Raw genomic sequence first — 23,717 nt, forward strand, 5'->3', positions numbered from 1 at the left:
CCGTCTGAGACAAGGCGGGACCGTAGCGCATACCGTCACCGGGTTCGGTTAGCGCACGAGTCGACCCTAACGCTGATGCTCACCCTGGGAGGATCCCGACCGTCGCTGCCCTGCCGCCGATGACCCACACATCAGTCACAAGGGCCATGTTTCTTGGCGGTGTGGTAACTGTTGTGACGCGGAAAATATGTATTCTCATGGGAGTCCATCAGAATCCGTCCTTCCGGAAATCCGCACAGTGTCGGTTCGAGTCCGACTGGGGCACGCTATTTCCGCAGTTCAACCCGCGTATCGCATCAGTTGGGTCAGGTCCCGCGACCGTGCCTGTCTCAGTAAACGATCGTCCGCTGAGACGCCCACGCACCGTGATCGACTCGAGCGCGTTGGCGTGGGCGCGCCGAGACCCGCATCCCGGTCGCTTTCTCGCTCCTCGCCGGCCACGACATCGAGCGGACCTTTGCGGCGATCCCTACGCTGTTCAGATGCCCTAGGCCGATCCTTCGGTGGGTGCATGGCGGGTGCAGCGGGCGTACCCGTCATGCGAGCTGTGTTGACTATTCGGCGATCTGGTCGAGTTCGGTGAGGTCGTCGTCGGAGAGGGTGAGGGCGGTTCCGGCGATATTCTCGTGCAGGTGCGCCACGGACGACGTGCCGGGGATCAGCAGGATGTTCGGTGAGCGCCGCAACAGCCACGCCAGCGCAACTGACATCGAGGATGCGCCCAGCCGGGCGGCGACGGCGGAGAGAGCATCGGACTGAAGCGGACTGAATCCGCCCAGAGGGAAGAACGGGATGTAGGCGACCCCCTCGCCGGCGAGTCGATCTACGAGCGTGTCGTCCTCCCGGTTGGCTAGGTTGTACATGTTTTGCACAGAGACGATCGGAGCGATCGACTGTGCCTGTGCCACTTGCTCGGCGGTGGCGTTACTGACGCCGAGGTGCCGAATCAGCCCTTGCTGCTGCAGGCCTGCGAGCGTCTCGAACGCTTCGCTGATGTCCTCCGGAATGGGACCGTTCGCGTCGCCCAGGCGCAAGTGCACCAAGTCGAGCGTTTCGACACCGAGCGTTTCAAGGTTGTCGTCGATCTGTGTCTCGAGCTCGTCCGGCTTGCGTGCAGCTGGCCAGCCTCCCTTCGCATCCCGGCGCCCACCTGCCTTGGTCGCGATGAAGAGCTCGGGTGCATAAGGGTGCAGGGCTTCGCGGATGAGTTCGTTGACGACGCGAGGCCCGTATGTCTCGGCGGTGTCGATGTGAGTGATGCCGCTCGTAACAGCTTGTCTCAGAACCGTGACCGCGGCGTCGTGGTCTTTCGGCGGGCCGACGACCCAGGGGCCGGCCAGCTGCATGGCGCCGTACCCGAAACGGGAAACAGTTCGGTCACCCAGGGTCCAGGTTCCGCCGGGGAGTTCGATCGTGGTGGTCATGGGTGTGCCTTCCAGAGCTTGCGGATGAATACGCCGTGGTCCATTCTGGATGTGCTGCTATCTAATCGGAAGTAGTTACTCAGAAGTGCGTTGATACCCGGAGGGCGAATTGTGGCGACCATGACAGCGGCAGATAAAAAGGCAGCCGCCAAGACGCAGTACAACGCGTTCCTCGCTGCCTGCCCGAGTCAACAATTGCTTGCGCAGGTGTCCGGCAAGTGGGTCACCCTGGTGTTGTCCGCGCTGGGCAGCGGACCGAATTGCGACGGCGAGCCGCGACCGATGCGCTACTCCGAACTGGCGAGAGTTCTGGCCGGTGTCAGCCCGAAGATGCTGACGCAGACGCTGAAATCACTGGAACGCGATGGTTTAGTCGACCGGACTGCGGCCGCGACCGTTCCTGTGACCGTGACATACGAACTAACTGACCTCGGGCTCTCCCTGCATCAGACGGTCCGGCAGCTCAAGCTCTGGTCCGAGAGCCACCGCGACGACGTGTCGGCACATCAAGCACAATTCGACGCTGCCCGACAGCCTGTCCCCATCGGTCATTCGTCAGCGTCGGGATCGGCGACCTCCGAATGATCACAGACCGCCGCCATACAGCGATCGGAATCCAGAGCTTGTTACTCCGAGGTTGAGCGGACGGCAACGTGGACAGCTCTCGAGCTGCACCGTTTCGCGCGTCCGCTCGGACGCCTTCTCGTTCCAGCGCAGAGCGAACCCCGCCAGCACCGTCGACACACCTTGCTTCGTTCCACGTTGGCCTCGCGCGAGCGCCATCTGACCAACAATTCGCTGAGCTGCTGACGGACAGTTCAGAGCACGCGCGGTAATCGTTGTGCGGTAATTGTGCGACCGTCCATGCATGACACTGGGCACCGGCCCGGACTGACAGCGTCTGTGCTGCTCAGATGGATGCTCGCGAAACGAACGCCGTTCACCAACCGACCAACAGACCGTTGGGGCCGACGGTGCAGGCGCCCGTAACGCATTTGACGTACCCGACACCTGTCCACTTGATGCCCACGTCGAGATTCGCACGCTTGTTGACCGCCGCGCCAAGTCGCGTGTAGGCGATGTTGATCGAAGGAGTGGTGAAAGTGCATCCCGAATCGGGATCCGAGTCGTGTGCGATGGTCCACTGAGTCACCGAGCTGGGTGGGATGTCCGTGTAGTCGTTTATGGGCTGTCCGTTGAGCGTTCTTGTCACCTCGGCGCAGAAGTTCGCGATCATGTTCAACCTGGAGTATTCGGGGCTAGTTGTGATCGTGAAGGTGTAGGACTGCGGTGCGCCGGTCGGTGGTGTGGTCGGTCCCGGTGTCGACAAACCTGCCGAGCCAGTGTCGATGGCGGTGAGGAAGTCGTTCGTGGGGCCTGCTGAAGCGGGGGCCGCGGCGAGGCTGCTGGTCAGCGCGAAGGTCAGCGCGCCGAGTGCAGCGGTGCGGGTCAAGCGTGTCCGCCAGGTGGTTGGTGTCATGGGGTGGGGCGCGCCTTTCCAGTAGCGGCGTGCCGTTCATCGCCGCGTGCGGCGGACGCTACAACCTAAGTGCATAGATTCTGCAAACACCCTCGTCACCCCGGACGATGCCGCGCTTGCGGCTCACCCGGAGAACACCGGCCACCACCATTGCCCAGGGTTCGCCTGACCCTGCCTGGTACGCCCGTTGTCTGACGTCTCGGTGCCCTCGAGTACGCCGTCGTTCGTGCGCGGCAGTGTACGCCTTTTCGATTCCCAGTGGGGGCGCTGGAGCCCGTTGGATCCAGGATCCAGGATCTAAGTGGACAACTGAGGCAAAAGATTTCAGGTCCGCGTATCGAGGTCGGTGACCGGGTCCAATAGTTGCATGTCACCAGTTCAGGGACAGATTGACTATCGCACGCTGGCTGCGGGCGAGCTTCGGTATCACAAGGTAGTCGCGAACTGGGCGCTAGACGTCGTCCGCTTTGATGATTCGTCGTCGTACAGCGACTACCTGTAGTTCGGGTCGGCTCGAGACGGATCTCTCGATTCGGTCGATGACGTCGGTGACGTGGTTCGCGTCCGCCGCTACGACCGAGGCTCCGATGCATGTTCGGCGGTGCAGGTCGAGGTAGTCCACTTCTGCGGCCGAAATCGCGAACTTCCGCTGTAACTCCGAGACGACAGGGCGCACCACCGATCGTTTCTCCTTGAGCGAATGTACGTCGCCGAGGAGGACGTCTACTTCTATCCATCCGATCCACATATCTGCGTAAGCATACGGCTGCTCGGGCGCGATCGAAGGCGAGAACTCGACGACCGGCGACTCCTGATCACGGCGCAGTGCGCTCGAAAACCGCAGCCAGTCCCTGTCCTCCGTCGATACACATGGTTTCGAGCTCGTAGCGGACCTACCGACTTCGGCATTCCGGTACTCGGGTTTTTAGGGCGCGACCTCTCCACCGGGTTCCGACGCTCGGGATGGGGATGGAACCGACGCCGTACGCGCTGCGGAAAAGACCTACGCCGAAGCGTTGCACCTGCGACTGTTCGTTTCCGAATGCGACAACCCGACCGAGGTGACGTCACCGCACTGTGTTCGCTACAGTATCGACACTGATTGTCATTAACAACAAGACTCCAGGGATGTCGCTCGGATGAAACAATCGCCGACCACTGCGGTGCGTAACACTGGCGCACCGCCCTTCGCCTCGCCGCAGCGCTTCCGCGCGTTGCTGGGGATCTTGGGCTGCGTCGTCGTGGTCATCGCGGCGGCGTCGGTCAGCATCGGCGCTGTCACCATCGGACTCGGCGACATCTGGGGTTCGGTCGCGCAACACCTCGGCATGGCGAACACACAATCGTCGACGCCGATCAACCATCAGATCGTCTGGCAGGTCCGCGTCCCACGCACCATCCTTGCCATCGTCGTCGGCGCGGGTCTCGCGATAGCCGGCGTCGTAATCCAGGTCGTCGTGCGCAACCCACTGGGCGACCCATACTTGATCGGCATCGTGCCGGGCGCGAGTCTGGGCGCGGTCATCGTCATCGTCTTCGGCGCTGGGGTGCTCGGCGGTGTGTCGCTGTCCGCGGCAGCCTTCATCGGTGGCCTCCTGGCGTTCGCGCTGGTGTTCGTTTTCGCCCGCCGCGGAGGGCAATGGCCACCGACCCGGCTCGTGCTGGCGGGAGTCGCCGTCGGGTACCTCGTCTCCTCGTTCACCTTCTTCTTCCAAACCATCGCGACCCCGAATCAGTCTCAGCGCGTGTTGTTCTGGAGCCTCGGCTCCATCGCCGGAGCATCGTGGGACAGTCTCCTGCTACCCGCGGTCGTCATCGGGGCGGCCACGATGTGGTTGATGTGGAACAGTGCCCGGCTCAACGCTCTGGCTTCCGGCACCGACCTCGGCTACTCCCTCGGCATCGACGTCGCACGGTTCCAGATGACGCTGATGGTCGTGGTCTCGATCCTGACCGGCGTCATCGTTGCGGAAGTTGGCGGCATCGGGTTCGTCGGCCTGGTCATCCCGCACATAGCGCGGCTCCTCGTCGGCGCCGATCACCGCCGCGTCGTCGCCACCGCGACACTGCTCGGCGCGTGCTTCCTACCGCTCTCGGACATCGCGGCCCGGGTGCTCCGTGCCCCCGCCGAACTTCCGATCGGGGTGGTGACCTCGGCCATCGGTGCCCCGTTCTTCCTTTACCTGCTGGTCTCATCCGGGCGGACGGCCACGTCGCGATGAAACTCGATGCACAGGGCGTCGTCGTTGCCATCGACGGCACCGCGATCTTGACCGACGGCGTCGTTCACGCCGAATCAGGTTCGGTGGTCGGCCTCCTCGGACCGAACGGCAGCGGAAAGTCCACGTTGCTGCGCACGCTTTACCGAGCCCTCGCACCGTCGGCCGGAACGATCGTGCTGGGTGAGGACGACCTTCGCCGCCTCAGCGCCCGCGAATCGGCGACCAGGACCGCGGTAGTGCTTCAAGACGATTCACCGGAATTCGAGTTCACCGCGCGTGAGATCATCGAACTCGGACGCATCCCGCACAACACCGGTCTGCGACGCTTCGGTGCGGTCGATGTCGCCGCGGTGGACGCCGCCGTGATGGCAGCAGGGGTCGCGCACCTCGTCGACCGTCAGGTCTCGACTCTCTCGGGCGGCGAGCGCCAACGCGTCTTCGTAGCTCGGGCCCTCGCACAACAAGCCCCGGTACTGATCCTCGACGAACCCACCAACCACCTCGACATCTCGGCGCAGATCGACCTCCTCGAACTACTCACCGCAACAGAGGCCACCGTCGTCGTCGCACTACACGACATCGACCTCGCCGCCGCCTACTGCGACACCTTGTTCGTCATGAAATCCGGGGCCCTCGTCGCCCACGGAACCCCCACCGACGTTCTTACAACGGACATGCTGCGCGAGGTCTACGGCGTCGACTCGGTCATCGCCGTCAACCCGATCACCGGCCGACCCTGCGTCCATTTCGGCCCCGCCACCCGAAGCCGCACCGACACTCGATCCAATTTCGATACCCGCACCGAAAGTAGCCAACCATGAAGATCGCCGTACGTACCGGAACTTGCGCCGCTGCAACCATTCTCCTGCTGTCCGCCTGCTCGAGCGGACAGACCGAAACCACTGCCGCGGGCACCGAGGCCGAGAGCGGCACCGCGGCATACCCGGTGACCGTGGCCAGCTGCGGCGTCGACTACACCTACGACACCCCACCCGAGCGGGTACTGCTCGGGGCCCCGGGAGTCATCGCCACCCTCGATGCACTCGGCGTGGCCGATAGCGCGATCGGATACACCAACGGCAGCTACGCATTCGACGGCATCGACCAGTTCTCGGGCCTGACCTCCAACACCGAGGACTACGCGCCCTCGCGGGAGTTTCTCATCGGCGCATCACCGGATCTGTTCCTGTCCAACGACGAAGGACAACTCGGAGGCCAAGGATCGGCGAGCCCGGACGACCTGAACACCGCAGGAGGCAACCTCTACGTCCTCGGCGAATACTGCCAGAACACGCCCGCACCCACGACAATCGATGCCGTCTACACCGACGTGGAGCACCTCGGCACCATCTATGGCGTCCCGGACACGGCGGCGGAGGTCGTGACTTCGCTTCGCGACCGCGTCACTGCAGCACGAGCGAAGAACACCGACACTGCGCCGCTGTCGGCAGCGGTCGTCCAGAGCTTCGACGGCAAGCTCTACGCCCTGAGCGGGTCCTACTACAGCGCCGTCGTCGACGCACTCGGCATGACCAACGAATTCTCGGGCATCGACGGCAATTTCGCCGAGATTACCCCAGAGGCAGCCTTGAGCGCCGCACCTGACGTCGTCCTGGTGCAGTACGCCGGATCGGAAGCGGACGCCGCGACGGCCGTGACAGATATATCGGCTCTGCTCGCGAACTCACCAGCGGTGCGGAACTCCAGGGTGTACCCGCAGAACGAAGCCGACTTCCAGGCTGCCGGAGTCCGCATCGTCGACGCCATCGAGAACACCGCGGACAACGTGTTCGGCAAGTGAGCTCGACGACCGCTCGGACGTCGCTGGGCGCCGCGTTCCGACTGATGGTGCTCGCACGTACAGTCGCGTGGTTCGGAACCGCCGTCGCGCTGGTCGCCTTCCCTCTCGTCATCTACCGCACCACCGGAAGTGCTGCGGCCACTGCGCTTCTCACTGCTGTCGAATCGGCACCGTACCTGCTGTTCGGGTTGTTCGCCGGCGCCGTCGCCGATCGCTGGCGGCGTCGTCCGACGATGGTCGTCACTGCTCTTGTCGCGTGCGCTGCAACGGCATCGATACCTCTGGCGTACTGGGCGGCGACCCTATCGACTGCACATGTGTTCGTTGCGGCGTTCGTCAGCGCAACCGCAATGGTGTTCTTCGACGCCGCCGGTTTCGGCTTGCTGCCCTCGCTGGTGCCACGCGCGCGCCTCGCTGACGCGGTCGGGCAACAAACTGCGTTGGCGACGGCTATTACCATGGCCGGGCCAGCGCTCGGCGGTGTGCTCATCGCCGCATCGTCGCCGTTCGCAGCACTGGCCCTCAACGCCGCCACGTTCGCGGTGACCGGCATCCTGCTCCTGTGGGTACGCGAACCTCCATCCGCGCCGCGGACGGAACAACCTCACCTGTGGCGCGATATCGGTCACGGGGTGCGGTTCATCTTCGGTCACCCGCTGGTACGGCTGCTCACCCTGATCGGCACCGGCAACAGTGTCGCCGGCGGCATCATGACCGGACTCCTCGTCGTCACCGCCGTCCAGCGATACGGCGTCGACGAGCATGGCGGCGAACTGGGCTTGTTCTTCGCAGCCCTCGGTGCAGGCACATTGATCTCGACTGCACTGCTACCGCGATTGTCCCGAAAATTCACTGCAGGCACGATCGCCATCGCAGGGCTACTCGTACAAGCAGGCGCCATCAGCGTCTGGATGCTGGCCACCTCACCGAGGTTGGGAGTGTGCGCCTTGGTGGTCTTCCAAGCTGCAGCTTCGACGGTCATCATCAACGGCATCACCGTCCGCCATCTCGTGACCCCGGACGAGCTTCAGGGCCGCGTCAACACCACAGCCCGCATGCTGGCCTGGGGCGGAGCGCCCATCGGTGCAGGCATCGCCGGAGCCCTGGTGGGGCCGATCGGGTTACCCGCAACGCTGGTGCTGGCAGTCGGCGTCACCGCAGCCAACGCCTTCGTCGCTTACCTTTCCTCGCTGAGGGCAGTCAGCGCACGACTCCACTCGAACACCCCATAAGTCCTGACCGGCTGACGACGGCTGAAGGGAACAGTCTGACGTCGATCGCGGGCACTATCGACGACACGATCGTGAAGTGGCACATGACCTACCGAACGAAAGAGGGCGGCAGGGCGGAGTTGCACCTTCCGTAGCGTCATGTGGTGCAGTGGACGTATTCCGCCCACCTAGGAAGGCCCGCAGATGTTCTCGTCTTTCATTCCACCGCGCCGAGTGACGATCGGGGGTGCCGCCGCCTTCGTCGGCACCACGCCACGAGCGATCCGTCACTACCACCAGATCGGTCTGCTCCCGGAGCCCGAGCGGGGGAGCGACGACCGCCGCCGCTACGGCTACGACGAGATGATCCGGCTGCTGTGGATCCGCCGGATGGCCGACGCCGGCATCGCCCTCGACGACATCCGCGACGCCTTCGCGGACGCGGCCGGCACCGCCGACAGCGACGTTGCGCGGATCCTGGACCGGTTGGAGGGGTCAATCGTCGCCCGGCAGGCCGAGCTCGAGCGGCAGCGGATCGACGTGCAGCGTATGCGTACGCAAGGGAGCAGATTGGGACTGCTCTCCGATGTCGTGAGTGACCGCCTCTCAGACTTACCCGAGGAGTCGCTGCGGCAGGACGACCTGGACACCCTGCTCGTGACCGAGCGGATCTTCGGCGCGATGGGCGCATCCATCCAGGCGTCGCGCTTCATTGCCCTGGCCACCCACCCGGATCTGCGGCAAGATTCCGACCGGGTCGACGCCGCCGAAGATGCGCTCGACGACACGGTCGCCGTCGACGACCCCCGCGTGGCGGAGGTGGCCGTCGAACGGCACACCTTCGAGACTGCCCTCCGCGCAGTCATCGAGAGCTCCGGCTTGGCGCAGGCCGACGACGCCCGGTTCGACGCCTGGGACGAGCTGCACCCAGCGTCAGCCGACGACGGTGCCGACGCGGGCTCGGCGTGCGGATCGACGAGCCTGGCCGAGGCCGTCCGGATGATGCCCTACGACATTTCCCCTGCTCGCATGCGGTGCATGGAACTGGTCCTAACCCTCGACGGACCCGGCACGGCTGTCTGACCAACGTTCGCGTCGCCGACGACGACCGTGGGCGCGCCGGAGTCCAGATAGATCGGATGTCATGTACAGACCCGCCCGAGCGTTGACCCCCCCTGCGGGCTACATCCGCCGTCGGAAGTTGGTTGTGTCTACTGTGGTCAGCCCTGACGAGCGACGATCCGTCGGGCATGCGCCAGTATCGGGGCGTCGACCATCTGCCCTCGGAAAGCGAAGACTCCGCGGTTCCGGGCGACGGCGTCGAGAACGGCGGTGGCCCATTCGATGTCGTCGGACGTCGGGGCGTAGGCATCACGAATGACGGGGATGTGGCTCGGGTGAATGGCCACTTTGCCGTCGAAGCCCACGGCCACGGCATCGTCGGCTTCCGCGCGGACACCGTCGAGATCGGGGATGTCGAGGAACACCGAGTCCAACGCAAACACCCCGCGTGCCTTGGCTGCCAGCAAGGTCTGCGACCGAACATGCTGCGCCACAGCACGATACTGGCCGCCAGACAGTCTGCTCGAATTGCCGCCCATGGCGGCTACCAGATCCTCGGCGCCCCACATGGCACCGATCGCATTCTCGGCGGCGAGGGCGTCGAACACCGTCATCGCACCGAGCGGGGACTCGATCAGTGCGACGACATTCAGTGGTGCCAGTGCGTTGATCTGTTCGGCGGACTCACATTTGGGCAGCATGACCGTCGTGTATTCGGTCTGTTTCACGGCCTCGAGATCGGCGGCCTGATCGTCGGTGCCGTGCGCGTTGACTCGAACGATCGTGCGCGACGGGTCGAGCGGAGTCGACACCACGGACTCGCGAGCGCCGGCCTTGTCCGCAGCACCGACAGCATCTTCGAGGTCGAGGATGACGACATCGGCTCGGGCCGAGGCCTTGTCGTACCGGTCGCGCCGATCGGCAGGACAGAACAGCCACGCCGGCCCCGGCGGAACCCAATTCACGACGCCTCTTCCGGTGGTTGCATTCGGACGAGCGTCTTGCGAACTGCAATTGCGACGATGTCTCCGTGCTGATTTCGGCCGGTATGAGTGAACGTCACGATGCCTTCGCCGGGGCGTGACTTCGATTCACGCTTGTCCGAGATCACGGTCTCGGCGTACAACGTGTCGCCGTGAAACAGCGGCTTGGGAAACGACACCTCCGAAAAGCCCAGGTTCGCCACGATGGTGCCCTGGGTCAACTGCGTCACCGACAACCCGACGAGCGTGGAGACGGTGAACATCGAGTTCACCAGTCGTTGCCCGAACGCTGTTGTCTCGCTGTAGGCCGCGTCGAGGTGCAAGGCTTGAGTGTTCATCGTCTGGGTGGTGAACAGGGTGTTGTCGGCCTCGGTGATGGTACGACCTGGCCGGTGTTCATAGACGGTGCCCAGTTCCATCTCCTCGAACCAGAGGCCGCGTTGGCGAATCCGCTTGTTGCTCATAGTCCCAGGCTCCGGGCGATCAGCATGAGCTGAACCTCGGTGGTGCCTTCACCGATCTCGAGGATTTTGCTGTCGCGGTAGTGCCGGGCAACCACGTATTCGTTCATGAAGCCGTACCCGCCGTGGATCTGTGTCGCGTCGCGCGCGTTGTCCATCGCAGCCTCGGATGCCACGAGCTTGGCGATGGACGCCGCTTTCTTGAACGGTTTGCCCGCCAACATCAGTGCGGCCGCGTCGTAGTAGGCGGTCCGTGCGGTGTGCGCGCGGGCCTCCATGCGAGCGATCTTGAACGAGATCGCCTGATTGCGGGCGATCGGGCTGCCGAACGCTTCACGTTCCTTGGCGTACTTCACGCTCTCGTCGACGCAGCCCTGCGCGGCACCGACCGATACCGCAGCGATCGCGATGCGGCCTTCGTCGAGGATGTGCAGGAAGTTCGCGTACCCGCGGCCTTCCTGTCCGAGGAGGTTCTCCTGTGGCACGCGCACGTCGGTGAAGCTGAGCGGGTGGGTGTCCGAGGCATTCCAGCCGACCTTGTTGTACGGCGGTTCGGCGACGAACCCCGGGGTATCGGTGGGAACGAGAATCGACGAAATCTGTTTGCGTCCGGTTGCTTCGTCCACTCCGGTCACCGCGGCGACGGTCACCAGTTCGGTGATGTCGGTGCCGGAGTTGGTGATGAACTGCTTGCTTCCGTTGATGATCCAGTCGGTGCCGTCGCGCTTGGCGGTGGTCTTGGTGCCGCCTGCATCGCTCCCCGCGCCCGGCTCGGTCAACCCGAACGCAGCCAAGGCCTTGCCGGCAGTCAGCTTGGGCAGCCATTGCTGCTTCTGCTCCTCGTTGCCGAAGCGGTACACCGGCATGGCACCGAGCGACACTCCGGCCTCGAGAGTCATCGCGACGCTCTGATCGACCTTGCCGAGTTCCTCTAGTGCCAGACACAGTGCGAAGTAGTCGCCGCCCATGCCGCCGTACTCCTCGGGGAATGGCAGACCGAACAGTCCCATCTCCGCCATGCCTGCGACGACCTCGTACGGAAACGAATGCTCGGCATCGTGTTTCGCCGACACCGGCGCGACCACCGTCCGGGTGAAGTCCGCAACGGATTTGATCAGCTGCTGGTATTCGTCGGGAAGATTCGACGACGAAAGATGCTCGGTCATGACTTGTCCTTCTCGGTATCGGTGGGAACGATGCGGGCGAGGACCTGGTCGACACGAACCTGATCCCCGACAGCGACGGTGAGTTCGACGGTGCCGTCAATGGGCGTGGTCAAGGTGTGCTCCATCTTCATGGCCTCGACGACGACGACAGCCGTGCCTGCGGTCACGGCGCTACCGGAAGTGGTTCCGATCGCGATGATCGAACCCGGCATCGGTGAGAGGATCTCTGCGTCACCTGACTGCGTGTCGTCCTCGCGGACACTGGGTTCGGCGACGGTTCGTACGGCCCAGGTTCCGCGTGCACTCGATACCCACACTGCGTTTCCGTCGTGAGCGAACCGTAGGGTTTCCCTCCTACCGTCGACCACGATGGTGATCGTGTCCCCGTCGATCTGCGCACTGAGAAGAGACGGCGAACCGTCGCCGATCTCCACCTTGGCTGCGGCGGGTGTTCCGGTGATCGCCACGTGTTCCGATCGCTCACCTGCAACCAGACGAACCGTGTAGGGGGCCAGCGCACCGACGCGCCATCCGGTGGGCGTCGACCAGATGTCGTCCGTGCCGGACTGCCAGGTCGTCAACCAGGACACTGCAGCGGCGGCGATCAAGGCTTCGCCGGAAACTTCCGCGGCAGTGAAGTCTTCGAGCCGGCGATCGAGAAGGCCTGTGTCGAGTCGGCCGGCCCGGACATCGACGTCGGCAAGCAGAAATCGTGCGAATTCGATGTTGGTGACGACGCCGAGTACCGAGGTGTCTGCCAGCGCACGGTCGAGCGCACGTAGCGCGGTCGTGCGATCGGCGCCGTGGGCGATGACCTTCGAGAGCATGGGGTCGTAGTTGCTGCTGACCTCGGTACCGACTGCGAGGCCCGAGTCGACGCGGATACCGTCGCCCTCGGGTTCCCGCAATCCGACCACCACGCCGCCGGTGGGGAGAAAGCCCCGACCCGGGTCCTCGGCATACACGCGAGCTTCGATGGCGTGACCGGTCATCGTTACCTCGTCTTGTGCCAAGGACAGTGGCTCGCCGGCGGCGACACGGACCTGCCACTCGACCAGATCGAGCCCGGTGACGAGTTCGGTGACGGGATGCTCGACCTGGAGCCGGGTGTTCATCTCCATGAAGAAGAATTCGTCGGGGTGGTCGGCTGAGACGATGAACTCGACGGTACCGGCGCCGGTGTAGTCGACGCTGCGGGCAGTGTTACACGCTGCTTCTCCGATGCGAGTACGGGTGGCCTCGTCCAGGAGCGGGGACGGTGCTTCTTCGATAACCTTCTGATGCCGTCGCTGCAGGCTGCATTCGCGTTCACCGAGATGAATGACGTTGCCGTGCCCGTCGGCGAGGATCTGTACCTCGATGTGCCGGGGCCGCAACACGAATCGCTCGAGAAACAGCGTGTCGTCGCCGAACGAGGAGGCCGCTTCACGGCGGGCACTGGCGAGGGCGGCGGGTAGGTCCTCGGTGCGCTCGACGAGACGCATTCCCTTTCCTCCGCCGCCGGCGGACGGTTTGACGAGAACAGGGAACCCGACCTCCTCGGCTCCCGCTACGAGGTCGGCGTCGGTCAGGCCTGGGCGGGAGATGCCGGGTACGACGGGAACACCGAACCCGGATACGGCCGCCTTGGCGGCGATCTTGTCGCCCATCACCTCGATCGCTCGAGCTGGGGGACCCAGGAATGCGATATCCGCTGCCGCGCAGGCCGCGGCGAAGTCGGCATTTTCGGAGAGGAACCCGTACCCGGGATGAATTCCCTGTGCACCGGTTGATTTTGCTGCGTCGATCACCTTCGGTATCGATAGGTAACTCTCTCGGGCACTCGCCGGTCCGAGTCGTACCGCGATGTCCGCTTCGGAGACATGGCGGGCGTCGGCGTCGGCGTCACTGTATACGGCAACCGACCGAATACCCATGCGCCGCAACGTGCGTGCCACTCGCACGGCTATTTCTCCGCGGTTGGCGATCAGGATGGTGTCGATATGTTTGATCTGGCTGCTCATGAAGGGGCACTCACATTCTGAAAACGCCGTAGGAGACCGGCTCGAGCGGCGCATTGGCGCACGCCGACAGGGCCAGCCCGAGGACAGTTCTGGTGTCGGCGGGGTCGATTATGCCGTCATCCCACAGTCGAGCCGTCGAATAATAGGGGTTTCCCTGGGTTTCGTACTGCGAGCGAATCGGTGCCTTGAACGATTCTTGATCCTCGTCGGACCATGGCTTACATGCGGCGTCGAGTTGTTCGCTTCGTACGGTGGCCAGCACGGAGGCTGCCTGTTCTCCGCCCATCACCGAGATCCGGGCATTGGGCCACATGAAGAGAAAGCGTGGCGAATACGCTCTGCCGCACATGGAGTAGTTGCCGGCACCGTAGGAGCCGCCGATGACGACGGTGAGTTTGGGGACGCGGGCGCAGGCCACTGCGGTGACCATCTTCGCGCCGTGCTTGGCGATGCCCCCCGCTTCGTAGTCGCGCCCGACCATGAAGCCGGTGATGTTCTGCAGGAACACCAGCGGGATGCTGCGCTTGTCGCAGAGTTCGATGAAATGTGCGCCCTTCATGGCAGATTCGGCGAACAGCACACCGTTGTTGGCGATTATTCCGACGGGATTACCGTGGATGTGGGCGAATCCGGTGACGAGCGTCTTTCCGTATTCGGCTTTGAACTCGTCGAATTCGCCTGCATCGACCACCCGAGTGATTACCTCTCGGACGTCGTACGGCGTGCGCGGGTCGGTGGGGACGACATCGTAGATCTCCGTCTGGTCGGCGATCGGGTCGCGTGTGGGAACGACGTCCCACGGCCGCGTAGTCCGGGGCCCAAGGGTCGAGATGATCTTCCGGACGCGGCGCAATGCGTCTCGATCGTCTTCTGCAAGATGGTCGGTGACGCCGGAGACCTTCGAATGCAGATCTCCGCCGCCCAGCTCTTCGGCGGTGACGACCTCACCGGTCGCGGCCTTCACCAATGGCGGCCCGCCGAGGAAGATCGTGCCCTGATTCTTGACGATGATGGCCTCGTCGCTCATTGCCGGCACGTATGCCCCGCCTGCGGTACACGAGCCCATCACGGCTGCGATTTGAGCAATTCCCTTGGCGCTCATGGTTGCCTGGTTGAAGAAGATACGTCCGAAGTGGTCGCGGTCGGGAAACACCTCGTCCTGGCGAGGGAGGAAGGCGCCACCGGAGTCGACGAGGTAGATACACGGCAGCGTGTTCTGCAGAGCGATCTCCTGGGCGCGCAGATGCTTCTTCACCGTCATCGGATAGTAGGTGCCGCCCTTGACGGTGGCATCGTTGGCGATGATGATGCATTCGCGACCGGAGACGCGGCCGATACCGGCGATGACACCTGCGCCGGGGCATTCGTCGTCGTAGAGACCATTTGCCGCCAGCGGCGCGATTTCCAGAAACGGGCTGCCCGGATCCAACAGTTCGTCGACACGGTCGCGTGGGAGCAGCTTGCCTCGGGCGATGTGCCGTTCTCGGGATTTCTCGCTGCCACCGAGTGCTGCGAGCGCGAGCTTCTCGGCGAGTTGGCCGGTCAGGAGTTCGTGGTCTGCTCGGTTGGCAGAAGTTTCGATCGCCATTGAGATGCACGCCTTACGAGTGGAACGTCGGAGCGTTGACGTTTGAGTTAACAGTTACTAACTGAAGTTATAGTAAACTACGATTAACCGAGAGTCCAGTATCGAACGAGGGGAGTGCCGTGACCACGCAGTCGACGCCGGACGTCGAGGACAAGCCGATGACGTTGCGAGAGCAGAAAAAGGCGGAGCGGCGCGAGCAGCTGCTGGCTGCAGCTGCATCGATGTTCGCGGACCGAGGATTCACATCGGTGCGCCTGGAGGACTTGGGCGCAGCTGTCGGTGTCAGTGGGCCAGCGGTGTATCGGCATTTTCCGAACAAGGAGGCGGTTCTGGTCGAACTGCTGGTCGATATTTCGGCGTTCTTGCTTGCGGGAGGACGGCGGGTGGTGGACGACGAAGGTGAGGGCGGGCAGACACTGAGGGATTTGATCGAGTTCCACTTGGACTTCGCGGTCGGCTCGCCTGCTCTGATTCGAATCCAGGATCGGGACCTGCAAAATCTGCCCGAATCCGCCCGGCGCAAAGTCCGCAGAATGCAGCGCGAGTACGTGGAGCTGTGGGTATCGACGCTCTGTTCAGTCGATTCGAGTTTGAGTGAGTCCGATGCCAGGACGCAGGCTCACGCGCTGTTCGGTCTGATCAACTCCACTCCGTACAGTGCGGGACGAAGTCCATCTCGGGGTGCGCGTTCGGTCCTCCGAGGCATGGCGTTCGGTGCCCTCGGCATCGAGGAGCAATGCGGGGACGTTCGTTCGGTGAACGGCTGAGATTTCAGCGGAGGTAACTGGATTTTGTCCATTCGACAGTCTGGCGGACTCTCGACGGCTCGACTGGACATGAACTCGTCAAAAAGACGATCAGACTCCGCGTAGGGACCGAGCTGGCTGTGGTGGCTCTTTACTGCTTGGGAACGCGCACGATCAGTGCGTCGCCTTGTCCGCCGCCGCCGCACAGTGCTGCTGCGCCGATTCCGCCGCCGCGGCGCTGCAGTTCGAGTGCGAGATGCAGCGCGATGCGGGCGCCGGACATGCCGAGTGGGTGACCGATTGCGATGGCGCCGCCGTTGACGTTGACCTTGCTGTCGTCGATTCCCAGTTCACGGGTCGAGGCGATCCCGACGGCCGCGAAGGCTTCGTTGATCTCGATCAGATCGAGGTCCTTGGGGTCGATTCCTTCCTTCGCGCAGGCTTTGACGATCGCGCGTGCCGGCTGAGACTGGAGCGAGGAGTCGGGGCCGGCGACGACGCCGTGTGCACCGATTTCGGCGATCCACGTGAGCCCGAGGCTTTCGGCTTTGGTCTTGCTCATCACGACGACGGCGGCGGCGCCGTCGTTGATGGTCGAGGCATTGCCCGCGGTGATGGTGCCGGTCTTGGAGAAGGCCGGGCGGAGTTTGGCGAGGGTGTCTGCGGTGGTGTCTGCGCGGATGCCCTCGTCCTGCGAGAAGATAATCGGATCGCCCTTGCGCTGCGGAATTTCGACCGGCACGACCTCGTCGTCGAAGTTGCCGTTCTTCCAGGCCGTCGCTGCCCGCTGGTGTGAGGCTGCGGCGAACGCGTCCTGCTCTTCGCGGGTGCTGGCGACCGCGCCGTCGTTGCGGGATTCGGTGAGCCCGCCCATGGCCTGCTCGGTGAAGATGTCGTACAGCCCGTCGTACGCGAGGTGATCTTTCATGGTCACGTCGCCGTATTTGAATCCGGCGCGGGACTTTTCGAGCATGTGCGGTGCCTGCGTCATCGATTCCTGACCGCCTGCGACGACGATCTCGAATTCACCAGCACGGATGAGCTGATCGGCCAGGGCGATGGCGTCGACGCCCGACAGGCACACTTTGTTGATCGTCAGGGCGGGGACGTCCATCGGGATGCCTGCGGCAACTGCTGCCTGACGAGCGGGGATCTGGCCGGCGCCTGCGGTGAGGACCTGGCCCATGATGACGTACTCGACGAGCTCGGGTGCTACACCGGACTTGTCCAATGCTCCCTTGATCGCGATCCCGCCGAGATCGGAACCCGAGAAGTCCTTCAACGATCCGGACAGTCGACCGACCGGGGTACGAGCCCCGGCGACGATGACAGAGACGGTCACGACACAACCCACTCGAGTTCGATTCCGGACTTCTCGATCATCGACTTGCTCTCCTCTTGGTGTCCACTCAGCAAACTGCAGCTCGATACGCCCAGTTAACTTTGAACTGGGGCTTTATTGCGAGCCTCCTAGCGGAATCGATCGTTGCGTGGACTAATAGGTCGATCTACGTCCGTTCAGTGAACGTTCTCGCGCCTGTTTCATCCCTGCTCGGTGGACGGTCGCACTGCCGTTGTTGTGGTTCCCTGGACCAGTACCGCTGGAGGTCAGCCAGCCCAGCGTGTATCCCGCCAATGCCAGAAGCTTCGGGTCAATCCTGCGTCGGCGCTCATGGATTGGCTGTAACTTGCTGGCCGCGCGGCAGGTGCGGTCGACGTCGTCAATGGATGCACCATGCAGACTTCAACCAGACATAACCCTCCCAGCCTATTTGCGCGCGTGCTGCCAGACTGCGATTTGGGTGCGTGAGGTGAAGTCGAACTTGTTGAAGATGTGTTCGACGTGCGCCTCGACCGTCCTTATCGAGATCGACAAAGCAGTTGCGATCTCTTTGTTCGACTTTCCTATTGCGATGAGTTCAGCGACCTGTGACTCCCGTTTGGTCATTTCTGGCTCTGCTGTGAGACCGCTGGCGACGTATTCGGCGGTGTCTTGTGCATCAGCGCCCCTATTCAATGCAAAATTGATTGCGTCGTGCAGGCTGGATGAGGCGCCATGTCTCATCTCCTCCCGGAGGCCTGCGGTCCCCAGTTCTTCGTCGAGTTTCGCGACACACTCTTCGTGCAGAAAATCGAGACGACCGAAGGCTGACAACGCTGCACCCGTGTCATCCCACAAGCGAGTGGACATACCGATCAGCTGTGCGCCCCTGATGAATTCGCCCGAATCCGTTGCGATCCAACCAAGCACTTCGAACGACCGTGCCAAAACCAATCGCTCACCGAATTCGGTCATCAACTCTATGCTGGTGTTGAGTTCGATGACAGCTGACTCTGGTTTGCCCTGACGCCACAGCGAGATCGACAGCGCCCAATGCGCGTGAGCTTTGTACCATGATTCACCGTTACGTTCACTCAGCTGTACAGAGTTCGACGCATACGCACTCGAGGCTTCGTAATCACCCAGCATTATCGATGTCAAAGCAAGTTGAACCAACGCAATCGACATACCAACGAGGTCATCTCGAGATTCACATCCAAGATAGGCTGCCTGCAACGTCTCGGCTGCCGTCGTCAAGTCACCTGAATGAAGTGACGCAACGCCGGAGGCCAGGCCGAATCTGTGACGGAGATGCTCACTCTCAATTTTCTGTGAAAGTACAAGCCCTGCAGCAGTTTCGGCGACAGCCGAATCGGTGTCACCCTGCATCAGCGCCAGCCATGTGTCCGCCCATTGGGCTTGTGCGCGGACATAATCTGCGTCTGGATGTTGATCCAGCGCAGCGGCTAGCCAACTTCGCCCTTCCGTCAGCGATCCTGTCGAGTGCCAGTAGATTCGTAGGGCTCCCGCTATGACTATTGCTTCAACTCGACCACTGAGCATCGCGAACTGCATCGCCGAGCATATATCGGCATGGTGATGCCTCATTTGTCGAAGATGCGGGAGCTGGTTCGGTCCAAATTCCTCCAAGTGCGACTGCGCGACCAACTTCGCAAAGTGCCCGCAGTGCAGCTGCCGTGTCTCGGATTCTTTGCCGCCGTGGTTCAGTTCGGCGCGTCCGAATTGACGGATTGGTTCCAAGAAACGATAGGACGCGTCGGGGTGCACTGCCAGAACCAGTACTGACTTGTCGACAAGACCAGCGAGAGCTGCCAGCACGTCAGGACATGTCAAGTTCGTGCGCTCGCAGACTGCCGTGGCAGCGGCTAGGTCAAAGGATCCGACGAAGACCGATACTCGCGTCCATACCTCCTGTTCCGCGGGTGTACACAGCTGAAAACTCCAATTCATGAGAGCATTCAGCGCCTGTTGGCGCCCTGTTGCGCCGTGTGCATTCGACAATAGGTCGGGCAGATCCTCTACTCGGCTGGCAATCTGTTCGATGGTCATCGAGCGCAGGCGGGCTGAGGCCAGCTCGATGGCGAGTGGAATGCCGTCGAGACACGAGCAAAGTACCCGGACAGCGGACCGGTTTTCGTCAGTGATCTCGAAATCTGGTGCTACAGAACGTGAACGGTCCAGAAACAGCTGAACCGCCTCGAACTCGAGTAACTCGGCCACCGTTGCATCCTCTGCTCCGGCGGGGCTCGTCAGGGGTGGCAGAACGTGGACGTGTTCACCGTTGACCCCGAGTGCTTGCCTACTAGTGGTCAGGATTCTCAGCTGTGGCGCGAATCGTAACAAGGTGTGAGCCACGGTGGCAGTTGCGGCGGCCAAGTGTTCGCAGTTGTCGAGTACGAGCAACACCCGTCGTGATTGCAGGTAGCCGCCGAGCGTGTCGATCGGGTCGCCATGGGACTGATCCCGCACATCGAGCACTCGAGCAATCGTTCGCGATACGCCAAGCGGGTCGTCGATTTCAGCTAACTCGACGAGCCAGACACCATCTGGAAAACGCCGTCGTATGCCCTCCGCTACCTCTACGGCGAGCCTGCTCTTGCCTACCCCACCTGGGCCAGTAAGGGTGACGAGCCGATTGGACGACAACAGCTGTGTGACGGATTCGAGGGCTCGACGGCGGCCGACGAAGTTCGTCAGCTCCGCGGGCAAGTTTCCAGTTCGTCGAGGTGACCGTCTGGATGTGCTCACAATCCTCAAAACCTAACGCCGATGATCCCGTGAGGTCAACATTCGCACGAGCGCACAACGACTAGGTAGACGAGTAGGGGTTAACACGGATGTTGTGGTTGGGCCCATGCGGTCATGCTTGCTTCAGATCATGACCTAGCTCACTTTCAGGTCGTGAACATGCCCAAACCACTCGTTGCGATGGAGACAAGATGAACAGACCGGACCTAGCTCGACAATCGGGCCTGAACGGGAATGAGGAAGCCTCGCGCAAGCGGCCTGGGACTCTCCGAACCCTGCTAGGTGCGGGTGTCGGGAACATGTTGGAGTGGTACGACTGGAGCGTCTACGCCATCTTCGCGTCGTTCTTTGCTCACCAGTTCTTCGTCGACGATGGCGGGACCGGAGCCGTTCTGTCAGCTCTTGCCGTATTCGCAGTCGGATTCCTCATGCGCCCGATCGGAGGCTTCGTTTTCGGGGCGTTGGCCGACCGGCGAGGTCGCAAGTTTGCAATGACGACGTCCATGCTGTTGATGGCAGCAGGAAGCCTTCTTGTCGGTGTCGCACCCACGTATGCGCAAGTCGGAGTGTGGGCTGCGGTGATTCTGGTGTTTGCCCGGTTGGTTCAGGGATTGGCGCACGGGGGTGAAATCTCTGCTGCGTACACCTACATAGCAGAGGTCGCTCCGCCTCATCGTCGCGGATTGTGGTCGACAACGGTGTACATCTCGATCACGGCGGGGATCCTGGGAGCTTCGCTCATCGGCGCGGCAGCGTCGTCGATCTTCGGTGTAGACGAACTCCGCGACTGGGCGTGGCGAATTCCATTCGTCTTCGGTGGCCTGCTTGGGGTCGTGAGTTTGTATCTCCGCAGATCGCTGGAAGAGACGGACTCGTTCCGTCAGGCGGACCACAAACCGCAGACATTGCGTGAGCTCGGAAGAGGTTTGGCGCGTAGCAAACTGAGCGTGTTCAGGATCATGGGAATGACGGCAGGCGTCACGGTTGTCTACTACATCTGGGCCGTAGGTGCGTCTGGGTTTGCGATCAGCGCAAAGGGCGCGGACGCCGAGGCCGTTCTCTGGGCGACTGTATTCGCGAACGTATTCTTCATGCTGACATTGCCGCTTTGGGGCTGGCTCGCTGACCACTACGGTCGGCGCCGAGTTTTCATCGGGTACGCCGTCTCGATGGCAGTGCTCGCATACCCACTGCTTTCCCTGCTGAACGCATCGGCGCTTCGACTGGGCCTGTTGATGGCGGTAGCTCTGTTCTTCATCGGAGCATTCGTCGGACCGATGCCCGCGTTCTTCTCCGAGTTGTTCCCAGCCCAGGTGCGCGCAACAGGCGTCGGTGTCAGTCAATCAGTGACAATCGCAGTCCTGGGAGGCACCGCTCCGTACCTGTTGACCTGGCTGTCCAGTCACGATCTGCAATGGGTCTTCGGCGTGTACACCGTAGTTCTCGCACTGATCGGCTTGATCGCCACCCTGTGCACACCCGAAACCAAGGACCTCGGACTCCGATGACCACAAACGAAGTCCACTACGAAGTCCGAAACCACACGGCTCACATCATCATCGACCGACCGGAACGTCGTAATGCAATGTCCCTGTCGGTCAGTCGAACCCTGATCGAATACTTCGGCACTGCCGAAGCTGACACCAATGTGTGGGCGATAACGGTCACAGGCAGTGGCCAGGACGCGTTCTGTGCCGGCGCCGATCTGAAAGAGTTCGACGACATCGCACGCGCAGGACGTCAGATTCCCGCCCCGATGACTGGAACGCAACGCAACGTGCACGAGGTCGTTCTCGAAACGACCAAACCCACAGTGGCCATCCTCAACGGCCCCGCAATCGCCGGCGGATGCGAACTCGCTTTGGCGTGCGATCTACGAATCGCCGCTCGCCACGCCACCATCGGGATGCCTGAGGCAAAACGCGGAATGGGCGCCAATTTCGCATCGGTTCTACTTCCGCGTCTCGTGCCACGGGCAGTTGCCCTCGAGATGCTCTATCTGGGTGAACCGATCACTGCCGAGAAAGCACTCGCCTACGGATTGTTCAATCGGGTCGTGGACGCCACGGAACTGGCGTCGACCGCGAACAGTTTCGTCTCCGCGCTGGTCGAAAATGCACCGCTCACACTTCGCCGCTACAAGGAAATGGCAACCAAGACCTGGGAGATCCCCGTCCACAACGCGCTGCGCATGAACGTCGGGCCGAACCCCTACGCATCGGCCGATCGCGAAGAGGGGATCCGTGCATACCTCGAAAAACGCTCACCTCGTTGGCAGAACCGCTGACAACCGAAACACTGGAGATTCGAATGTTCGCTTTGAATGAAGACCAACTCGCCATTCGCTCGGCCGTCACCGAACTATGCGCCAAATTCCCAGCGGAGTACTGGCAGAAATGTGATTCGGAACTTGCCTACCCAGAAGACTTCGTACGCGCTCTCGGAGAAGCAGGCTGGCTGTCCGTGCTGATACCCGAGGAGTACGGCGGTGGAGGCGGGACCTTGACCGACGCTTCCATCATTCTGGAGGCCATCAATCGATCGGGAGGGACCGGGGTTCCGGCGCACGCCCAGATGTACACCATGGGGACAATCTTGCGGCATGGAACCGACGAGCAGAAGAACCGGCTGTTGCCCGAGATCGCCGCGAATCGAATCCGCCTACAAGCCTTCGGGGTAACAGAACCAGATGCAGGATCCGACACGACTCGAATCAGAACCTTTGCCAAACGGGACGGTGACCACTACATCGTGAACGGGTCCAAAATCTGGACTTCCCGGTACCAGCACTCGGACTACATGCTACTTCTCGTACGAACAACGCCGTACGACGATGTTGTGAAGAAGACAGACGGGCTTTCCGTGTTGCTGGTCGATCTGCGCGACGCCACGGAATCGATCGACGTCCGTCCGATTCGGACCATGACTGCTCACGAGACGAACGAGATTTTTATCGAGAACCTGCGGGTACCCGTTGAAAATCTCATCGGAGTCGAAGGCAAGGGATTCAAATATATCCTGTCCGGGATGAACGCGGAGCGGATCCTCATCGCTTCCGAGGTTCTCGGCGACGGGTTCTGGTTCGTCGAACAGGCTTCGAAATATGCTCGTGAACGCGTTGTCTTCGGTCGTCCGATCGGCCAGAATCAAGGTGTGCAGTTTCCACTCGCACAAGCCTATTCGGATCTCAGTGCCGCCAGTTTGATGCGATTTCAAGCTGCCGCCCTGTTCGAATCCGGACAGCAGCCGGGTTTCGAAGCGAACGCCGCAAAACTACTGGCCTCCAAGGCCAGTTGGGCTGCGGCGAACGCCGCCATGGACACCTTCGGTGGATACGGATTGGCCGAAGAGTACGGAATCGAACGAAAGTTCAGAGAAGCGCGCCTACCTATCGTCGCTCCGATAAACAACAACCTCATCTTGGCCTACATCGGCCACCAAGTACTCGGCATGCCCAAGTCTTACTGAAGAATTAGAGGA

The 23,717-nt window shown here is 62.3% G+C and carries 20 protein-coding genes; 10 read left to right on the forward strand and 10 right to left on the reverse strand.

From position 1 onward, the window contains the following. Positions 1 to 554 precede the first annotated feature (554 nt). Positions 555 to 1,424, reverse strand: coding sequence for an oxidoreductase (locus tag D8W71_RS11470; protein ID WP_121113581.1), 870 nt, complete (start codon positions 1,422 to 1,424; stop codon positions 555 to 557). 111 nt (positions 1,425 to 1,535) lie between these two features. On the opposite strand from D8W71_RS11470, the gene D8W71_RS11475 reads away from it, so the two are divergent. Next, positions 1,536 to 2,009 carry a winged helix-turn-helix transcriptional regulator gene (locus tag D8W71_RS11475; protein WP_121113582.1) on the forward strand — a complete coding sequence of 158 codons (474 nt, stop codon included), beginning with the start codon at positions 1,536 to 1,538 and terminating at the stop codon, positions 2,007 to 2,009. A 355-nt stretch (positions 2,010 to 2,364) separates the two neighbouring features. On the opposite strand, the gene D8W71_RS11480 is transcribed toward D8W71_RS11475, so the two are convergent. After that, the gene (locus D8W71_RS11480) at positions 2,365 to 2,904 is read right to left on the reverse strand and encodes a hypothetical protein (protein WP_121113584.1); all 540 of its coding nucleotides are present in this window, start codon (positions 2,902 to 2,904) and stop codon (positions 2,365 to 2,367) included. Positions 2,905 to 3,355: 451 nt separating this feature from the next. Further along, positions 3,356 to 3,652: a DUF503 domain-containing protein gene (locus tag D8W71_RS11485; RefSeq protein WP_121113586.1), complete on the reverse strand. Its 297-nt coding sequence runs from the start codon at positions 3,650 to 3,652 to the stop codon at positions 3,356 to 3,358. Between the two features lie 391 nt (positions 3,653 to 4,043). Between D8W71_RS11485 and D8W71_RS11490 the strand changes: the two genes are divergently transcribed. The 5 genes from D8W71_RS11490 to D8W71_RS11510 all read left to right on the forward strand — a co-directional run bounded on the left by D8W71_RS11490 (position 4,044) and on the right by D8W71_RS11510 (position 9,221). After that, entirely contained in the window at positions 4,044 to 5,126 is a 1,083-nt protein-coding gene (locus D8W71_RS11490) for a FecCD family ABC transporter permease (protein WP_121113588.1), read from the forward strand. Then, positions 5,123 to 5,947, forward strand: coding sequence for an ABC transporter ATP-binding protein (locus D8W71_RS11495; protein WP_121113590.1), 825 nt, complete (start codon positions 5,123 to 5,125; stop codon positions 5,945 to 5,947). Before D8W71_RS11490 ends, D8W71_RS11495 begins: the two co-directional genes overlap by 4 nt. After that, entirely contained in the window at positions 5,944 to 6,927 is a 984-nt protein-coding gene (locus D8W71_RS11500) for an ABC transporter substrate-binding protein (protein WP_121113593.1), read from the forward strand. Before D8W71_RS11495 ends, D8W71_RS11500 begins: the two co-directional genes overlap by 4 nt. Beyond that, positions 6,924 to 8,159, forward strand: coding sequence for an MFS transporter (locus tag D8W71_RS11505; RefSeq protein WP_121113595.1), 1,236 nt, complete (start codon positions 6,924 to 6,926; stop codon positions 8,157 to 8,159). Before D8W71_RS11500 ends, D8W71_RS11505 begins: the two co-directional genes overlap by 4 nt. Positions 8,160 to 8,342: 183 nt before the next feature. Next, a complete protein-coding gene (locus D8W71_RS11510) occupies positions 8,343 to 9,221 on the forward strand; it encodes a MerR family transcriptional regulator (protein ID WP_121113597.1) in 879 nt (292 codons plus the stop codon). Between the two features lie 137 nt (positions 9,222 to 9,358). Here D8W71_RS11510 and D8W71_RS11515 read toward each other — a convergent pair whose 3' ends face one another. The 5 genes from D8W71_RS11515 to D8W71_RS11535 are packed head-to-tail and all read right to left on the reverse strand — an operon-like array spanning position 9,359 to position 15,401. Further along, complete coding sequence (locus tag D8W71_RS11515; RefSeq protein WP_121113599.1) at positions 9,359 to 10,165, reverse strand: HpcH/HpaI aldolase/citrate lyase family protein; 807 nt, start codon at positions 10,163 to 10,165, stop codon at positions 9,359 to 9,361. Further along, entirely contained in the window at positions 10,162 to 10,647 is a 486-nt protein-coding gene (locus tag D8W71_RS11520) for a MaoC family dehydratase (protein WP_121113602.1), read from the reverse strand. Before D8W71_RS11520 ends, D8W71_RS11515 begins: the two co-directional genes overlap by 4 nt. Further along, a complete protein-coding gene (locus D8W71_RS11525) occupies positions 10,644 to 11,810 on the reverse strand; it encodes an acyl-CoA dehydrogenase family protein (protein ID WP_121113604.1) in 1,167 nt (388 codons plus the stop codon). The genes D8W71_RS11520 and D8W71_RS11525 overlap by 4 nt, the downstream gene beginning before the upstream one ends. Beyond that, positions 11,807 to 13,813, reverse strand: a complete 2,007-nt coding sequence (locus tag D8W71_RS11530) for an acetyl-CoA carboxylase biotin carboxylase subunit (protein WP_121113606.1) — start codon at positions 13,811 to 13,813, stop codon at positions 11,807 to 11,809. The genes D8W71_RS11525 and D8W71_RS11530 overlap by 4 nt, the downstream gene beginning before the upstream one ends. A 10-nt stretch (positions 13,814 to 13,823) precedes the next feature. After that, a complete protein-coding gene (locus tag D8W71_RS11535) occupies positions 13,824 to 15,401 on the reverse strand; it encodes a carboxyl transferase domain-containing protein (protein ID WP_121113608.1) in 1,578 nt (525 codons plus the stop codon). A 158-nt stretch (positions 15,402 to 15,559) separates the two neighbouring features. Here D8W71_RS11535 and D8W71_RS11540 point away from each other — a divergent pair, with 158 nt between their 5' ends. Further along, positions 15,560 to 16,168, forward strand: a complete 609-nt coding sequence (locus tag D8W71_RS11540; protein ID WP_121119007.1) for an SACE_7040 family transcriptional regulator — start codon at positions 15,560 to 15,562, stop codon at positions 16,166 to 16,168. Between the two features lie 130 nt (positions 16,169 to 16,298). On the opposite strand, the gene D8W71_RS11545 is transcribed toward D8W71_RS11540, so the two are convergent. Together D8W71_RS11545 and D8W71_RS11550 are read right to left on the reverse strand one after the other, a co-directional pair. Then, positions 16,299 to 17,489 carry an acetyl-CoA C-acetyltransferase gene (locus tag D8W71_RS11545; RefSeq protein WP_121113610.1) on the reverse strand — a complete coding sequence of 397 codons (1,191 nt, stop codon included), beginning with the start codon at positions 17,487 to 17,489 and terminating at the stop codon, positions 16,299 to 16,301. A 426-nt stretch (positions 17,490 to 17,915) separates the two neighbouring features. Further along, the gene (locus D8W71_RS11550; RefSeq protein WP_161965447.1) at positions 17,916 to 20,237 is read right to left on the reverse strand and encodes a LuxR C-terminal-related transcriptional regulator; all 2,322 of its coding nucleotides are present in this window, start codon (positions 20,235 to 20,237) and stop codon (positions 17,916 to 17,918) included. A 299-nt stretch (positions 20,238 to 20,536) separates the two neighbouring features. Between D8W71_RS11550 and D8W71_RS11555 the strand changes: the two genes are divergently transcribed. Genes D8W71_RS11555 through D8W71_RS11565 form a run of 3 tightly spaced genes read left to right on the forward strand, consistent with a single transcriptional unit; the run spans position 20,537 to position 23,705 of the window. Further along, complete coding sequence (locus D8W71_RS11555; RefSeq protein ID WP_236077844.1) at positions 20,537 to 21,745, forward strand: MFS transporter; 1,209 nt, start codon at positions 20,537 to 20,539, stop codon at positions 21,743 to 21,745. Further along, complete coding sequence (locus D8W71_RS11560) at positions 21,742 to 22,524, forward strand: enoyl-CoA hydratase/isomerase family protein (RefSeq protein WP_121113616.1); 783 nt, start codon at positions 21,742 to 21,744, stop codon at positions 22,522 to 22,524. The genes D8W71_RS11555 and D8W71_RS11560 overlap by 4 nt, the downstream gene beginning before the upstream one ends. Before the next feature lie 23 nt (positions 22,525 to 22,547). Continuing rightward, positions 22,548 to 23,705, forward strand: coding sequence for an acyl-CoA dehydrogenase family protein (locus tag D8W71_RS11565; RefSeq protein ID WP_121119009.1), 1,158 nt, complete (start codon positions 22,548 to 22,550; stop codon positions 23,703 to 23,705). The last annotated feature ends 12 nt before the right edge of the window (positions 23,706 to 23,717 follow it).

The sequence above is a fragment of the Rhodococcus sp. P1Y genome (assembly GCF_003641205.1).
Classification (GTDB): Bacteria; Actinomycetota; Actinomycetes; order Mycobacteriales; family Mycobacteriaceae; genus Rhodococcoides.

Bases quoted from the DNA above. Each gene is read 5' to 3' on its own strand.
- D8W71_RS11495 (WP_121113590.1), top strand. From the start codon at position 5,123: ATGAAACTCGATGCACAGGGCGTCGTCGTTGCCATCGACGGCACCGCG.
- D8W71_RS11535 (WP_121113608.1), bottom strand. From the start codon at position 15,401: ATGGCGATCGAAACTTCTGCCAACCGAGCAGACCACGAACTCCTGACC.
- D8W71_RS11510 (WP_121113597.1), top strand. From the start codon at position 8,343: ATGTTCTCGTCTTTCATTCCACCGCGCCGAGTGACGATCGGGGGTGCC.
- D8W71_RS11520 (WP_121113602.1), bottom strand. From the start codon at position 10,647: ATGAGCAACAAGCGGATTCGCCAACGCGGCCTCTGGTTCGAGGAGATG.
- D8W71_RS11525 (WP_121113604.1), bottom strand. From the start codon at position 11,810: ATGACCGAGCATCTTTCGTCGTCGAATCTTCCCGACGAATACCAGCAG.
- D8W71_RS11565 (WP_121119009.1), top strand. From the start codon at position 22,548: ATGTTCGCTTTGAATGAAGACCAACTCGCCATTCGCTCGGCCGTCACC.
- D8W71_RS11490 (WP_121113588.1), top strand. From the start codon at position 4,044: ATGAAACAATCGCCGACCACTGCGGTGCGTAACACTGGCGCACCGCCC.
- D8W71_RS11480 (WP_121113584.1), bottom strand. From the start codon at position 2,904: ATGACACCAACCACCTGGCGGACACGCTTGACCCGCACCGCTGCACTC.
- D8W71_RS11485 (WP_121113586.1), bottom strand. From the start codon at position 3,652: ATGTGGATCGGATGGATAGAAGTAGACGTCCTCCTCGGCGACGTACAT.
- D8W71_RS11540 (WP_121119007.1), top strand. From the start codon at position 15,560: ATGACGTTGCGAGAGCAGAAAAAGGCGGAGCGGCGCGAGCAGCTGCTG.
- D8W71_RS11560 (WP_121113616.1), top strand. From the start codon at position 21,742: ATGACCACAAACGAAGTCCACTACGAAGTCCGAAACCACACGGCTCAC.
- D8W71_RS11530 (WP_121113606.1), bottom strand. From the start codon at position 13,813: ATGAGCAGCCAGATCAAACATATCGACACCATCCTGATCGCCAACCGC.
- D8W71_RS11470 (WP_121113581.1), bottom strand. From the start codon at position 1,424: ATGACCACCACGATCGAACTCCCCGGCGGAACCTGGACCCTGGGTGAC.
- D8W71_RS11500 (WP_121113593.1), top strand. From the start codon at position 5,944: ATGAAGATCGCCGTACGTACCGGAACTTGCGCCGCTGCAACCATTCTC.
- D8W71_RS11555 (WP_236077844.1), top strand. From the start codon at position 20,537: ATGTTGGAGTGGTACGACTGGAGCGTCTACGCCATCTTCGCGTCGTTC.